Source organism: Stenotrophomonas sp. Sm10 (genome assembly GCF_030985515.1).
Lineage (GTDB): Bacteria > Pseudomonadota > Gammaproteobacteria > Xanthomonadales > Xanthomonadaceae > Stenotrophomonas > Stenotrophomonas hibiscicola.
Genome location: NZ_JAPTFO010000025.1, coordinates 13,437 through 28,366, shown reverse-complemented (window position 1 = coordinate 28,366; position 14,930 = coordinate 13,437). Strand labels below are relative to the sequence as shown.

At 67.3% G+C, this 14,930-nt stretch carries 12 protein-coding genes; 6 read left to right on the top strand and 6 right to left on the bottom strand.

All coding sequences use genetic code 11. The features are described from left to right. Positions 1–12 precede the first annotated feature (12 nt). Entirely contained in the window at positions 13–420 is a 408-nt protein-coding gene (locus O0J15_RS09360) for a MerR family transcriptional regulator (RefSeq protein WP_019659950.1), read from the top strand. A 72-nt stretch (positions 421–492) separates the two neighbouring features. Here O0J15_RS09360 and O0J15_RS09355 read toward each other — a convergent pair whose 3' ends face one another. The 3 genes from O0J15_RS09355 to O0J15_RS09345 all read right to left on the bottom strand — a co-directional run bounded on the left by O0J15_RS09355 (position 493) and on the right by O0J15_RS09345 (position 5,254). After that, positions 493–1,209: an MgtC/SapB family protein gene (locus O0J15_RS09355; protein ID WP_155029717.1), complete on the bottom strand. Its 717-nt coding sequence runs from the start codon at positions 1,207–1,209 to the stop codon at positions 493–495. 128 nt (positions 1,210–1,337) lie between these two features. Continuing rightward, positions 1,338–3,110 carry a chloride channel protein gene (locus O0J15_RS09350; protein WP_308305541.1) on the bottom strand — a complete coding sequence of 591 codons (1,773 nt, stop codon included), beginning with the start codon at positions 3,108–3,110 and terminating at the stop codon, positions 1,338–1,340. Between the two features lie 62 nt (positions 3,111–3,172). Further along, positions 3,173–5,254, bottom strand: a complete 2,082-nt coding sequence (locus O0J15_RS09345; RefSeq protein ID WP_308305540.1) for a TonB-dependent siderophore receptor — start codon at positions 5,252–5,254, stop codon at positions 3,173–3,175. Positions 5,255–5,385: 131 nt separating this feature from the next. Here O0J15_RS09345 and O0J15_RS09340 point away from each other — a divergent pair, with 131 nt between their 5' ends. After that, positions 5,386–6,306, top strand: coding sequence for a M14 family metallocarboxypeptidase (locus O0J15_RS09340; RefSeq protein WP_308305539.1), 921 nt, complete (start codon positions 5,386–5,388; stop codon positions 6,304–6,306). Between the two features lie 68 nt (positions 6,307–6,374). On the opposite strand, the gene O0J15_RS09335 is transcribed toward O0J15_RS09340, so the two are convergent. Next, positions 6,375–7,226, bottom strand: a complete 852-nt coding sequence (locus tag O0J15_RS09335) for a LysR family transcriptional regulator (protein ID WP_021204275.1) — start codon at positions 7,224–7,226, stop codon at positions 6,375–6,377. Between the two features lie 150 nt (positions 7,227–7,376). Here O0J15_RS09335 and O0J15_RS09330 point away from each other — a divergent pair, with 150 nt between their 5' ends. The 4 genes from O0J15_RS09330 (at position 7,377) to betT (ending at position 10,693) form a co-directional block, all read left to right on the top strand. Further along, on the top strand, positions 7,377–7,730 hold the full coding sequence (locus tag O0J15_RS09330; RefSeq protein WP_019659945.1) for an SMR family transporter: 354 nt from the start codon (positions 7,377–7,379) through the stop codon (positions 7,728–7,730). After that, positions 7,730–8,053, top strand: coding sequence for an SMR family transporter (locus tag O0J15_RS09325; RefSeq protein WP_308305538.1), 324 nt, complete (start codon positions 7,730–7,732; stop codon positions 8,051–8,053). Before O0J15_RS09330 ends, O0J15_RS09325 begins: the two co-directional genes overlap by 1 nt. A gap of 96 nt (positions 8,054–8,149) precedes the next feature. Beyond that, positions 8,150–8,530, top strand: a complete 381-nt coding sequence (locus O0J15_RS09320) for a VOC family protein (RefSeq protein WP_308305537.1) — start codon at positions 8,150–8,152, stop codon at positions 8,528–8,530. Between the two features lie 183 nt (positions 8,531–8,713). After that, the gene (betT, locus tag O0J15_RS09315) at positions 8,714–10,693 is read left to right on the top strand and encodes a choline BCCT transporter BetT (protein ID WP_155029712.1); all 1,980 of its coding nucleotides are present in this window, start codon (positions 8,714–8,716) and stop codon (positions 10,691–10,693) included. A gap of 107 nt (positions 10,694–10,800) precedes the next feature. On the opposite strand, the gene O0J15_RS09310 is transcribed toward betT, so the two are convergent. Further along, positions 10,801–13,428 carry a TonB-dependent receptor gene (locus O0J15_RS09310; protein ID WP_308305548.1) on the bottom strand — a complete coding sequence of 876 codons (2,628 nt, stop codon included), beginning with the start codon at positions 13,426–13,428 and terminating at the stop codon, positions 10,801–10,803. A gap of 314 nt (positions 13,429–13,742) precedes the next feature. After that, positions 13,743–14,720 carry a zinc-binding dehydrogenase gene (locus tag O0J15_RS09305; RefSeq protein WP_308305536.1) on the bottom strand — a complete coding sequence of 326 codons (978 nt, stop codon included), beginning with the start codon at positions 14,718–14,720 and terminating at the stop codon, positions 13,743–13,745. Positions 14,721–14,930: the final 210 nt, after the last annotated feature.

Sequence of the window (14,930 nt, the reverse complement as noted above, 5' to 3'; positions counted from 1 at the left end):
GAGGTCAAGCCCGTGCGCGAACTGGATATTGGCGAGGTGGTCAAGCGCAGCGGCGTGCCGGCCTCGACCCTGCGCTACTACGAACAACTTGGGCTGCTGCAGGCACTGGGCCGTCGCGGCCTGCGCCGGCAGTACGACGAGCAGGTGCTGGAACGGCTCGCGTTGATCGGCCTCGGCCAGGCGGCCGGTCTGTCGCTGCAGCAGATCGGGGCATCGCTGCCACTGCAGCGCGGGTGCATCTCCCTGGACCGGGAGGCCCTGCTGGCGCAGGCCGATGTGCTGCAGCGGCAGATCACCCGGCTGCAACGGGTGCGCCGGCACCTGCAACGCGCGGCGGCCTGCCCGCAGGCGGAGGACGCCCGGAAGTGCGGTTCGTTCCAGAAACTGCTGCGTGCGCAGCAGCGCATGGCGGGTCGGTGAGAGAAGCATCCACGCATGGCGTGGATCTACTTCACCACGACCTCGGTAGATCCACGCCATGCGTGGATGGAATCAATCGCGGGTACTGACTTCCCAGGTGGCATGCAGCACGCCCGGCACGTGCTCCATCCGCGCCAGCACCACGTCCAGCTCATCGGCACTCACGGCAGTACTGACCAGCACCGCGATCACATCGGTTGGTGCATCGGCATGCTCGACCACCTGCACATCACCGACCGGGTACTGCGCTGCTTCCAGCGCATCGACCAACCGCTCACGCACCCGTGGTACGGCTTCGGCATCCACGCTCAGGCGCACCTCGTAGGTGGCTTCCGTGGCGGCTTCGTTGATCGGGATGCGGTTGATCGCATTCACCAGCGGCCGCAGCAGGGTATTGCCGGCGATGATCAGCACGGTCAGCAGCACGCCCTCGGCCAGCATGTCCGCGCCGGTGCAGCTGCCGACCGCCGCCGAGCACCACAGGGTGGCGGCGGTGTTCAGGCCGCGCACGTTCATGCCTTCCTTCATGATCACGCCGGCGCCGAGGAAGCCGACGCCGGAGACCACGTAGGAGACCACCCGCACCGCCTCGGCACTGCCGGCGATGCGCATGCCGAGGTCGACGAAGGCGGCGGCGCCTACGGCCACCAGCACATTGGTGCGCAGGCCGGCGGTGCGTTGCCGGTACTGGCGCTCGGCGCCGATCAGCGTGCCCAGCACGAAGGCGGCCAGCAGGCTGACCACGGTGTCGGCGAAGGGACCGGCCTGGAAGGTCTCAATGAAGCGCATGGCCGGAGTCTACCCGGTCGAGGTGACAGTAGATCCACGCCATGCGTGGATTTCCAGCGGTCCACGCCACGCGTGGTTAGTCAGCGTGCCAGAAACGACTTAATCCCCTCCGTCCCCTTTTTGCGGGGTCAGTCGGTGTCCTCGACGCGCTCGCCCATCAGCTCGCGCTGGCGCTTGTCCAGTTCCTCGGCGTAGCGCTTGCGCACGAAGGCTTCGGAGACGACGCCCAGCACCTGGCCGTCGGCGCCGACCACCGCCAGTTCGTCGGCCTGGGTCTGGTCGAAACGCTGCATCACGCTGACCACGTCCGCGGCCGGTGACAGTGAAACGTCACGGTTCTCGGCCAGCTCGCCGATCATGGTCTCCGGTTTCACGCCATCGCCGTAGACCCGTGGAATCTGCACGATGCCGGCGTAGTGGCCCTCGCTGTCGATCAGGATCACCCGGCTGCCCGAGCCCAGCGGGAAGCGCTGGCGGAACGCGGCGGCATCGAGATCGGCCGGAGTAGTGGCCACGCCCTTGCGCATCAGCCGGCCGGCGTTGAGGTTCTGCACCCAGCCCACGTCGCGGGCGCTCTTGATGGTCTCGCCGCGCAGGTGCATGCGCCAGGTCGAGAACGAGTAGCCGAACCACTGCCGCACCAGCGTGCTGGACACCAGTACCGCGCTCATCACCACGCTGGTCAGCAGAAAATCGTGCGTGCCTTCCAGCACCAGCATGGCCATGGTCATCGGCGCGCCAACGACGGCAGCAGCCAGCGCGGCCATGCCGGCCAGCGCGGCCGAGGTGGCGTCGATCACCGGAACGCCGGTGGCCATGCCCAGCAGTCCGGCGAACAGCGCGCCGACCAGGGTGCCCATGAACAGCGAGGCGAAGAACAGGCCGCCACGGAAGCCGAAGCCCAGCGAGATGCCCGAGGCCAGGCACTTCAGGGTCAACAGGCCGCCGATCCAGATCAGCGGCAGGTGCGTGGTCAGGTCCAGATGCAGGGCGCCGTGGCCGGACGACAGCACCTGCGGGCTGGCCAGTGCCAGTGGAATCAGCAGCAGTCCACCCACCACCGGCCGTCCCCACGCGGGCAGGGGGCTGCGCTTGACCGTGCCTTCGATTGAGGCGATCAGGCGCATGATGACAATGCCGACCATCGCGCAGCAGCAGCCGAGCAGGCCGTAGATCGCGTAGTCGGCGGCGCGCACGTCGATGGTCGAGGCCGCTGGCAGTAGATAGGCTTCGATGCCGGCCTGGTCGGCCACGAACGCGCCGGCCAGCGCTGCGACGGCCACCGGTGCCAGCGCAGCGGGGGTGTAGGCGCCGATGACGATCTCGAAGGCGTAGAACGCACCGGCCAGCGGCGCACCAAACGCAGCGGCGATGGCACCGGCGGCACCGGCACCGACCAGGATGCGCACGTCGTTGCGACGCAGGCGCATCACCCGGCCCAGCTGCGAGCCGCTGCCCGCGCCCATCTGCGTATACGAAGCCTCAAGGCCGACCGACGCGCCGCAGCCGTTGGACAGCAGGGTCTGGGTCAGCACGATCAGGTTGTCGCGCATCGACATGCGGCCGCCGTGCAGCGCATTGGCTTCCACCGCATCGAGCAGTGGCCGTTTCAGTCGCGTCGCCGCCAGGCTGACCAGGCCGACCAGCAGCCCGCCCAGTGGCAGCACCAGTAGCGCGGTCCAGGTCAGCGAGGGCAGGGAGCTCAGCCGCATGCCGTCGTCCAGCCCATACAACGTGCCCTGCAGCCAGCGCGCGATGCCCGACTGCAGCAGGGTCAGGTAGCCGGCGATCAGGCCAACCAGCAGCGCCAGCGCGATGAACCACAGGTCGCTGCCGCGCAGCCGCAGGCGCAGGCCCTGGAAGGCCAGATGCAGGCGCGATGGCGAAACGGGCGAAGACATGGTGGCGGCATGATACGCCGCCACCGTGAGCGCCACCGTCACCGCATCGGGTGGCTACCGGCTCAGAAGCGGTAGCGGCCCTGTACGTAGAAGGTGCGCGGCGCGGCCACCATGCGGCCTGCGTTGCCATCGACGTTGCGGGTGTACCAGCGCTTGTCGGCCAGGTTGTTCACGCCCAGCGCGATCTCGCTGTCGCCCAGGCCCGGCACCTGCCAGGCCACCTGCGCGTTCCACAGGCGCACGCCCGGCACGCGGCCCACGCGCGCATCGGCGGTTTCTTCCCAAGTGTTGGCGGCATCGGAGAACTGGCCGCTCTGGTGGGTGCTGGAGACATTGAAGGTCCAGCCGGCCAGCGCGTAGCGGGCGCCGACGCTGTCGGTGTCGCGCGAGTAGAACGGCACGTCCAGGCCACGGTTGTCGCCCGACTGCTGGATCGCCTTGGTCCAGGTGTAGTTGGCGTACAGCTCCAACCCGGCCAGCGCACTGTCCTCGGCGAAGTGGTACTCCAGTGCGCTCTCCACGCCCTTGTGGTCGGTGGCGCCGATGTTCTGGAAGGTCGGCGGGGTGATTCCCGGTACCTGCAGGATCTGGTTGTCGAAGCGCATCTTGAACACGGTCACTTCCGCGCGCAGGGCGCCGTCCTGCCAGCGCGCGCCCAGCTCGGTGGTCCTGGCGATTTCCGGGTTCAGCGGGTTGTTGGCCGTCTGCGAATTGAGCTGGATGTTCTGCACCGGCCCGAACGAGGTGGTGTAGTTGCCGAACACGGTCAGCTGCGGGGTCAGCAGGTAGGCGATGTTGAGCGAGGGCAGGGCCTTGTCGTTGCGGCTGCTGAAGGTTGCCGCGCCACCGGCCTGGCGGCGGTCCATGTCGATCCATTCCATGCGCACGCCCGGAGTGATCCGCCATTGGCCGATGGCGATGCGGTCGTCGATGTAGAACGCATGCGCATCGGTGGCGTTGTCGAAGCGGGTGGTGGCGCTGGCCACGCCGGTGCGGCGGGTGACGGTGTAGCTGCGGTCGTTGCCGCGCTCGCGCAGGAAGCGATAGCCCGCGGTGATGTCATGCACGCTGCTGCCCCAGTGCAAGCGCTGGGTGTAGCGCGGCTCGATGCCGAGCACGCGGTAGTCGCGCGGCTGCACGGTCAGCTGGGTATTGGCGGCGTTGATCAGCGAGCTGGCACGGGTGCTCTCGTTGTAATAGGCCAGCACCTCGAACTCGCTGTTGGCCGACAGCGTGTTGGTGTAGCCCAGGTCGATGCCGGTGCGGTGGCCCTTCCAGAAATCGGTCGGCCGGGTGTTCTGGAACGGATCGGCCTCGTACTGCGCACGGGTCAGGCCGCCCGGGGTCAACGAGCGCACGTCATAGTAGGACAGCTTGGCACGCAGCTCCTGCTGTTCGTCGATGGCGTAGGCGAACTTCAGTGCGAGATCGTTGAAGCGGTCATCGCTGCCCTGGCGCCAGCCGCGGCCGTCCTGGCCGGAGTACAGCAGGGCTGCGCCCAAGCCGTTGTCGCCGGTGCCGCCGAGGAAGGCGTTGTACTGGGCGCTGTCGCCGCCGCCATGGTCGTAGGCGGTGTAGCGCACGCCGGCTTCGCCGTGCAGGCCGGCCTCGGTGGGAATGGCGCGGGTGCTGAAGTTGATGATGCCACCGACGTTCTGCGGCCCGTAGCGCACCGCGCCGCCGCCGCGCACCACGTCGATCGACTCGATGTTGGACAGGCTGGTCGGCGCGAACGACAGCTGTGGCTGGCCATACGGCGCCACCGCCAGCGGCACGCCGTCCAACAGGACGGTCGAGCGCGGCGAGTAGCGCCCGGTGAGGCCGCGCACGCCGATGTTCAGCGACACCGAACTGCCCGCAGTGCCGGAGTTGTCGGTGACCTGCACGCCGGGGATGCGGCGCATCGCATCGCCGAGGCTGGCCGCGCCGCTGGCCTCGATGCGCTGGCGGTCGACCACGGTGCGCGCGCCGGCAAAGCGCTTGACGCTGTCATGCAGGCCGGTACCCAGCCAGCTGCCGGAGACCTGGATGCTGTCCAGCGTGGTGGCGCCGTCCTGGGCGAAGGCACGGGTGGTCGGGAGCAGGCACAGGGCGAGGGCGGCGGCCAGGGGCAGGTGGGCCGGTTGCAGGGCGAGGATGGGCATCGGTGCAGGCTGTGGAAGGTCGTAAATGAGAATTATTGCTGATTCCATTCGCTATTGGAATGCGCCTCCGGTTCATGCCGATGCCCCGGTGATAGAGTGTGCGATTGCTTACTGACTCGCTGAGATCTGCCATGTCCCAAGCTGCTTTCTACCCCGTCGGAACCCCTGGCCAGCCGTGGGGAGCGGCGGAACGGGAGGTGTGGCGTGGCCGCCAGCAGCGCCTGCGTCGCTATGACGAGGAGGTGCTGCCCCGCATCGAGGCGCTGGCTTCGCGCTTCGACAAGGTGGCCTATGGCCAGCTCGACTACGCTGGCGAGACCTACACTCTGTTCGCCCTGCGCAGCCGCGATTGGAACACGGCGCTGCCGGCTGCCCTGGTTACCGGTGGCGTGCACGGTTATGAGACCAGCGGCGTGATGGGCGCGCTGGAATTCCTCGAAAAGCACGCCGCTGACTACGCCGACAAGGCCAATCTGCTGGTGGCACCGTGCGTGAATCCGTGGGGCTTCGAGCGCATCAACCGCTGGAACTTCGATGCGATCGACCCGAACCGCAATTTCCGCGCCGATGGCCCGGCCCGCGAGTCGACCGCGCTGATGGAGCTGATCGCACCGATCAAGGACCAGTTCGTGCTGCACATCGACCTGCACGAGACCACCGACAGCGACGAGAGCGAGTTCCGCCCGGCGCTGGCCGCGCGTGACGGCAAGCCGTTCGAGCCGGGCCTGATTCCCGATGGCTTCTACTTGGTGGACGACAGCGAGAACCCGCAGGCGGCGTTCCAGCAGGCAGTCATCGCCGCGGTGGAGAAGGTCACCCACATCGCGCCGGCCGACGACAAGGGCGAGATCATCGGTTCGCCGGTGGTGGCCAACGGCGTGATCGAGTATCCGCTGGTGAAGCTCGGACTGTGCGCGGGCATCACCGGTGCGAAGTTCACCACCACCACCGAGGTCTACCCGGACAGCCCACGGGCGACCCCGCAGCAGTGCAACGACGCACAGGTGGCGGCGGTGTGCGCGGCGCTGGATTACGCGCTCGCCCATCGTTGACCGGTAGTGCCGGCCGCTGGCCGGCAACCACGCGACAACAGGATTGCCGGCCAGCGGCCGGCGCTACCTCACCCCAACGCGTCGGCCCACCACAGCGCCGCTGGCCCCGGCGGCGTGTCGCGGCGCCACAGCAGGTCGCTGTGGATGCGCCGCGGCCACCCGGGCAGGGTCAGTTCCACCAGTTGCCCGCGGTCGTAGCGCTGCACCAATGCGCGGGGCAGCTCGGCCCAGCCGATGCCGTCCTCGGCCATCTCCATCACCATCAGGTAGTCGGTGGCGGTCCACGCCAGCCCGGTAACCGCCCGCGCATGGTCGACCTCCGCGCTCAATCGCACCTGCCGGTACCGTGCCAGCTGGGAAGCTGCGCGACGGCCGGCGTCGGCCAGCGCATGGTCGCGCGCCACATACACCGACAGTTCGCTGTGATGGGCCAACGGCCGTGCCACCAGACCATCCGGGTAGCTTTCCTGGCGCGGCAGCAGGCCCAGCGCGGCGCGACCACTGCCGACCAGTTCCAGCACGTCTTCGCCTTCGGCATCCAGCCATTCCAGTTCGATCTCGGGGAACGCTTCGGCAAAGCGCTGCAACACGCGCTGCTCCGGATCGAGCTGATACACGTCGGAGAACACCACGGTCAGCCGCGCTTCGACCGGGGCGGCCAGCCGCACGCTCAACTGCTGCAGGCGGGTATCGGCGGCGAGGATTTCCTGGGCATGGGCGAGCACCTGGCGCCCGGCTTCGGTCAGCTGCGGGTAGCGTCCACTGCGGTCGAACAGGCTGACGCCCAGGTCCGCCTCCAGGTGGGCGATGGCGGTGCTGACCGTCGATTGGGTCTTGCGCAGGCGACGCGCCGCCGCCGAGAACGATCCGAGCGCGGCCGCTTCGACGAACGCCTGCAGGGATTCAGGGGAATAGGGCATTGATCCATCGCTCCTATCGATGGTATCCATTTTGAATCGACCGTAAAAGGCGATGATACTGTCCGCCGTCGCCCCTGTCTGCGGGGCATCCACGCATGGCGTGGATCTACTGAGGGCGGGGCGCTGTCCGCGTCCCGCAAGGAGTTTCACATGTCCCGTACTGTTCCCGCCCGTGGCGCGCTGGTCGCCTGGGCCTGCCTGACCGTGGCGATCGTTGCCGAAGTGGTCGGCACCTCGTTCATGGCCCATGCCGCCCGCGACGGTGGCTGGACCGGCTACCTGATCATGGCCGGCGCGTTGGCGCTGTCCTATTACTTCCTGGCCCTGTCGGTCCGCCGCATCGCGGTCGGTGTCGCCTATGCGGTGTGGGAAGGCCTGGGCCTGACCCTGCTGACCGTGGTCGGCCTCACCGTGTTTGGCGAGAGTCTGTCGCTGCAGCAGCTGGCCGGCCTCGTGCTGGCGGTGGTCGGCATCGTCTGTGTCACCCTCGGGGAGGCGCACTGATGAATACCCTGGCCCTGTTTTTCGTGATCTATTCTGCGCTGATCGACGTTGCCGCCAACATGATGGTCGCCAAGTCGGAGGGCTTCCGCCGCTGGCGCTGGGGCGTCGGTGCGATCGTCATGGTCTGGATCGCCTTCGCCCTGCTGGGCCAGGCGGTGCGCTACATGGACCTGGCCACCGCCTATGCGATGTGGGGTGCAATCGGCGTGATCGGTACCGCCACTTGCGGCCGCCTGCTGTTCGGCAACCGCCTGCGCCCGATCGGCTGGATCGGCATCGCGCTGGTCACGGCGGCGGTACTGCTGCTCAGCACCGCCAAGTAGCAGCACGCCTTGTCGCGAGCTGGGCGGCGATTGTGCAGCGATTTGCGAAGTCGCCCCTGCTCATCGACACTGCGGTTTTCCACATGGAGTGCCCGCATGTTCAGCCACATCACCGTAGGAACGAACGACATGGAGGCCGCGCGTCGCTTCTACGACGCCCTGTTCGCCGCGATGGGGGCACGTGCGGGCGTATTCGACGAGAAGGGACGGCTGCTGTACTTCAAGGATGGGCGGATGTTCGGTGTAACCGCGCCGATCGATGGGCAGCCAGCGTGCCATGCCAACGGTGGCACCATCGGTTTCAGTCTGGGCAGTGCAGAGGCCGTGCGTGCCTGGCAGGAAGCTGCCGTGGCTCACGGTGGTACCGCCATCGAAGATCCCCCCGGCGTCCGCAACATGTCCGGTCGGCAGGTGTTCCTGGCCTATCTGCGTGACCCGGATGGCAACAAGCTGTGTGCGGTGCATGTGATGTCGTGATTGGACAGGACGCGCGTGGCCGCACCGCAGCCCGCGCGGCCAAGGTTGCGCTCCGGCGCGCGCGTGATAACACGGAATGGTGGGCCGGGCCTGTGACCACAGGCCGCAACTTCATGCTCTGTCCACTGCGGTTCAGCCAGAATCGGTCGGCTAACCCTTTGATCTACCGGAGAACGCCGCCCCATGGATGTACTGGAGCCGCAACAATCCCCGGTGCGCACCCTTCGGCCTGTGTTCGCCTTCGCGGCGATCGTTGTCGTGGCGTTCGCGCTGTTCGTCAGCCTGTTCCCGCTGGGGGCAGGCCGCCTTCTGCTGAAGGCACAGGACTGGGCCGCTCTCAACGTCGGCTGGTATTACCTGCTGGCGATGACCCTGTACCTGGTGTTCGTGGTGGGCGTGGCGCTGTCCAAGTACGGTGGCATCAAGCTGGGTGCCGACCATGACGAGCCGGAGTTCAGTTACCTCTCCTGGGCCGGCATGCTGTTCGCGGCGGGCATCAGCATCACGCTGTTCTTCTTCTGCGTTTCCGAACCGCTGACCCACTACCTGCAGCCGCCGCAGGGCGATCCGGCCGCGGGCGAGGCCGGTGCGCGCCAGGCCATGCAGCTGCTGTTCCTGCATTGGGGCCTGCATGGCTGGGGTGTGTTCGCGCTGGCGGCGATGGCGATGGCCTACTTCGCCTACCGCCACAACCTGCCGCTGGCGCTGCGCTCGGCGCTGTACCCGCTGATTGGCAAGCGCATCAACGGCCCGATCGGCTACACCGTGGACGCGCTGGGCATCGTCGCCACCGTGTTCGGCATCGGCGCCGACATGGGCTTCGGGGTGCTGCACCTCAATGCCGGGCTGGCGCACCTGTTCAACATCCCGCATTCCAACCTGGTGCAGATCATCCTGGTGGTGGCCATGATGGGCGCGGCGGTGGCGGTGGCCGTGTCCGGCGTCGAGAAAGGCGTGCGCTGGATGGCCAACATCAACATGCTGCTGGCGATCGCGCTGGTGCTGTTCATGCTGTGCGCCGGCCCCACCCAGTACCTGCTCAGCACCTTGATGCAGAACCTGGGCGACTACCTCGGCAGCGTGGTCGGCAAGAGTTTCGATGTGTATGCCTACGGCGGCCGACCGGAATGGCTGGGCGGCTGGACGGTGTTCTACTGGGCCTGGTGGATCGGCTGGGCGCCCTTTGTCGGGCTGTTCATCGCGCGCATCTCGCGCGGCCGCACCATCCGCGAATTCGTGTTCGGCGTGCTGCTGATCCCGCTGGGTTTCACCCTGGCGTGGCTGTCGATCTTCGGCAACAGCGCGCTGGACCAGGTGCTGCACCACGGCCAGCAACAGTTGGCGCAGCTGGCGGTGGATGATCCACCGACCGTGCTGTATGCGCTGCTGGACGGCTACCCCTGGAGCCGCGCGGTGATCACGGTGACAGTGCTGGTCAGCTTCATCTTCTTCGTGACCTCGGCCGACTCGGGGGCGGTGGTGTTGTCCACGCTGTCCTCGCATGGCGGCGCACCCGAGGATGATGGTCCGCGTTGGCTGCGCGTGTTCTGGGGCACGGTGATCGCGGTGCTGACCGCGGGCCTGTTGCTGGCCGGCAGTATCGACGCACTGAAATCGGCGGTGGTGCTGGCGTCGTTGCCGTTCTCGGCGATCCTGTTGTTGATGATGTGGGGGCTGACCCGCGCCTTCAGTGACGAATCGCACCGCAAGCGCGCGCTGCAGTACCGGCCATCGCCGCTGATCGGCGACGATCGCCACCACCAGGGCTGGCGCCAGCGCCTGAGCCAGGCGATGCATTTCCCGGTGCGCGACCAGGTCTACCGCTTCATGGATGACACGGTGAAGCCGGCGATGGAAGCGGTGGCCGAGCAGCTGCGCGGGCAGGGCTGGGACGTGGCCACGCGCTTCGAGGCGGGCGACATGGAGTTGACGGTCAACCATGGCGAGCAGCAGGACTTCCTGTACCGGGTGATCCTGAGCGGTTACCTGACCCCGTCGTTCGCCGCACAGCAGCTGCGCAACCAGCGCTACTACCGCGCCGAGGTGCACCTGTTCGAAGGCAGCCAGGACTACGACCTGGTGGGCTACAGCCGCAAGCAGATCATCAACGACATCATCAGCCAGTACGAACGACACCTGCAGTTCCTGCACCTGAGCCGGTGATGCGGTGGGTGCGGACCGTTGGTCCGCACCCCCTGTAGAGCCGAGCCCGCGCTCGGCTCCTCGGTGTCGGAAGAGCAGCCGAGCATGGCTCGGCTCTACAGTCGCAATCAGAACCTGTAACGAGCGCCCAGCGAGACGAACTGTCCGCGCAGGTTGTACTGGCTGATGTCGAAACCGTTGGAGCCACCGGCGGGGTCGAACGGCGGGTCCTTGTCGGTCAGGTTCAGCACCGACAGCGACAGCGTGGTGTTGGCAATCCCTTCGTACGCTACGTACAGGTCCAGCTGGTGATACGGCTTGATGCGGTCGCGCAGGCCCGGGTTGCTGGTCGCCGTCGCCACACGCTGGTCGTAGCCGCTCACGTACTGCAGGCTCAGCGTGCTGCTCCAGTCGCCCACCGCCCAGTTCAACGAGGTGGTGCCGCGGGTGCGAGGCAGCGCGCCGTGGCGGTTGTTGCCGGCGCCTTCGTACGGTGCCTGGCCGGCTACCAGCGGCTGCTTGAAACTGAGCAGGTGGGTCCAGCTGCCGGCCACGGTGAAGTTGCCCCAGCCGTCGGTACGGAAGGTGCGGCTGGCGTCCAGATCCAGCCCCGAAGTGGTCAACTCCCCTTGGTTGGCGTACTGGTTGGTGATGAACTGGATGCGTCCCTGCGCATCACGTTGCACGCGACCGGGGAACAGCGTCGGGTTGTCGACGATGAACTGCGCGCTGTCCGGCTTGACCAGGTTGTCCTGCTCGATGCGGTACCAGTCCAGGCCGATGCTGGTATCGGCATCCGGCGACCACACTGCACCCACGTTGAAGTTGCGCGAGCGCTCCGCCTTCAGATCCGGGTTGCCGGTGCGGATGTTGGTCACGCCACGACTGCCGCCGGGCTGCAGCGGATCCAGCGGATCGATCACCGAGCCGTAGCTGACGGTCTGGCCCGGCGCGATCTCCGGCAACGAGGGCGCGCGGAACCCGCGCGAGAACGAGCCACGCAGCAGCAGGCTGTCCAACGGCTGCCAGCGCAGCGCCACCTTCGGCGAGAACGCCTTGCCGAAGTCATCGTAGTGATCGCCGCGGCCGGCCACCTGCAGCTCCAACGTGCGGTGCAGTGGCACGCTCAGTTCGGCATAGGCGGCACTGACCTGGCGCTCGCCATTGACCACGTTGATGGCCGGGCGCAGTTCGGTGCCCGACAGCACCTGTGCACTGGTACGCGCATCCAGCGACTCCTTGCGGAACTCGGCGCCCCAGGCGAAGCCGACCGCACCGGCCGGCAGCTCCCACAGCGAGGTCGAGGCCTTCACGTTCAATGAGTGCAGCCTGTACCAGCCCGGGCGCTTGGTCTGCAGGCGCAGTGCATCCAGCGCGCCCGGCGTGCTGGACGGGTTGAGGAAGTTGTAGCTGCCATCGCGCAGGATCTGTTCGAACGCGTAGCGGTTGACGAAATTGTCCACGTACTCGCGCTGTGCACTCTGCGAGGTCAGCGCCGCCACTTCCCAGTCCCAGCGTTCACCGCTGCCGCGCACGCCCGCCAGGGCGCGGTAGAACACCTGCGTGTTGTCCTTCAGGCGCGGGCCGAGATCGAAGAAGGTGTACTCGAACGGCAGTGGCGTGCTGCCCGGGTTGTTGGGATGGCCGACCGGCAGCACCGCCGGCACGTCGATGAGCGTGCCGCTGGCCGGGTTGTAGGCACGCAGGCCGGGGCCAACGGTCAGCGGCGCACTGAAGATCTGGTCGGCCTTGTTGTGGCTGTACAGCACGTCGGCGAAGGCTTCGACGCTGTCGTTGAAGCGGTAGGTCGCGCTCAACGACGCCTGCAGGCGCTCGGCGCCGGGCTGCAAGGTCTTGAACGGCTGCGCGTTGAAGGCGCAGGCCTGGCCGGGCAGGGTGCTGCCGAAATCGCTGTAGGGACGCAGCTGACTGCCATCCGGGCAGTTGGCGAACGGTTGCGGCGCGCGCGGGTTGGACAGCCAGTTGCCACCGGCGGTGGACCAGCCGGCCAGGCGTCCGCCGGGCTTGTCGCGGAAATCGCCGCTGCGGGTATAGGCGCGCTGGTCGGCGTCGAGGCGATCACGCTTGAGCAGGTCCAGCCCGAACAGCACGTTCCAGCCCTGCTGCTCCAGGTCGCCGAAGCCGGCCAGCAGGTTGGCCTTGCGTTCGTCCAGGCCGCCCTGGGTGGCGGTACCGAAGCCGCCGCCCACTTCCACGCCCTGGAAGTTCTTGCGCAGGATGATGTTGATGACACCGGCGATGGCGTCGGAGCCATACACCGCCGAGGCGCCGTCCTTCAGCACTTCGATGCGTTCCACCGCGCTGATCGGCAGCGCGTTGAGGTCGACGAAGGTGTCCTGGGTATTGAGCGCGAAGCCGAAGTTGGACACGCGGTAGCCGTTGACCAGCACCAGTGTGTTCTTCGGCGACAGGCCACGCAGGCCGATCGAGGCCGAGCCGGCGGCGAAGCTGCCGGTGTACTGCTCGTCGAAGCTGTTGCCGGCATTGGCCGACAGGTTGCGCAGCACGTCGGTGAGGGTGGAGCGGCCGGTCTGCTCGATCTGTTCGCGGCTGACGATCTGCACCGGGTTCGGCCCGGCGGTGTCGCTGCGCTTGATGTTGGAACCGGTCACCAGCACGGTGCCGAGGGTGGTGCTGTCCTTGCCGGTGTCGGCGGATTCAGCGGCGCCGGCAGCGCCGGCGGTGAGGCCCAGCGCGATCGCGCCGGCAAGCAGGTTCAGGGTGGTGCGGTACATGGAAGCGACAACGCCGAACGGGGGAGGAGCCGTCAGTACCGCATGCAGGTACATGCGCCTTCCAATGACGAAAGCGCATTCAGTTATACATCACAGGTTCTTAACGAAAGTCGGTGCCTCCGTTGGAGCAGACCCACTCGGTGGTGCCGGACCGATCTTTGGTGGGTGCGGACCGTTGGTCCGCACACCCTGCAGGGTCACAGTCCTTTCCCTGTGGAAAGAAGCCTTATCCCCCCGCGCTACGCGCGAGAGTCGACTGACAGTCGACTCTACCCGGGGCAGCGCCATTACCGACAGCGTCATCCGCTGAGGCATCAAGGCCGCAGCAGCACCTTGCCGTTACGGCCCGAACCGGCGCCGGCCTTCGCCGCCTGGGCGATGTCGTCCAGTGCGAAGATCTGCTCCACCGGCAAGGTCAGTTCGCCGCTCGCCGCACGCTTCAGCAGTTCGCCAACCAGCCGGCGCTTGTCCTCCACGGCCATCGCCTGGCTGACCTTGCTGCCCCAGAAGCCCTTCACCGTGGCCTCCTTGTAGATCAGGCCGCCGGCCGGGATGCGCATCGGTTCGCCGCTCATCACCCCGAACGACACCAGCGTGCCGTGGTGGCCGAGCAGGTCGACAAGGTCACCGCTGGCATCACCGCCGATGGAATCCACCGCGGCCGCGGCCTGTGCTTCGCCGGTCGCTTCACGCACGCGATCCTTCCAACCATCCACCGAGGTGTCGAACACATGATCGACGCCCAGCGCCCGCAACTGCGCGACCGCATCGGCATTGCGCACCAGGTTGGCTACATGCACGCCACGCGCCCGCGCCAGCATCGCCAGCGACTTGCCCACCGCGCCGTTGGCGGTGTTCTGCACGATCCACTGGCCCGGCTCGACGTGCAGGAATTCCAGCAGCATCAGCGCGCTCAGCGGCATCGCGATCAACTGTGCGGCCATCTCGTCCGGAATCGCCTCCGGCATCGGAATCACCATGCGTGCCGGCGCGATGAAGGCCTCGGCCCAGGTGCCGTGCACCGAGGCGGCGGCTACCCGCTGGCCGATCTGCAGGCCGTCCACGCCATCGCCGAGTGCATCGACCACACCCAGCGCTTCACTGCCACCGATCGCCGGCAGGGTCGGCTTGTAGCCGTAGAGGCCGCGCACGGTCAGCAGATCGTGGTTGTGGATCGAGGCCAGCACAGTGCGGATGCGCACCTCGCCGGGGCCGGGCTCAGGCAGCGGCGCATCGGCAATGGCAAGGACGTCGGCCGGCTTGCCGAAGGAGGGGTACTGGGCAGCGCGCATGGGTGGTGTTCCGGGGAAAGTTGATGTTGTACCGAACTGGGGCCGCAGGGGCTGTCGACAAGGCGCCGCAGCTGCAACACGGCATCCTGCGACTGATCGTCGCGACATGTGCTGATTACCGCATCTTGTGTTGACGGTTCGGGATATCCCCACTATGTTGTGGCCGTCACTCCCGGTCAGCCGCCGCCGCCGGACATGCAGCAAACGTCC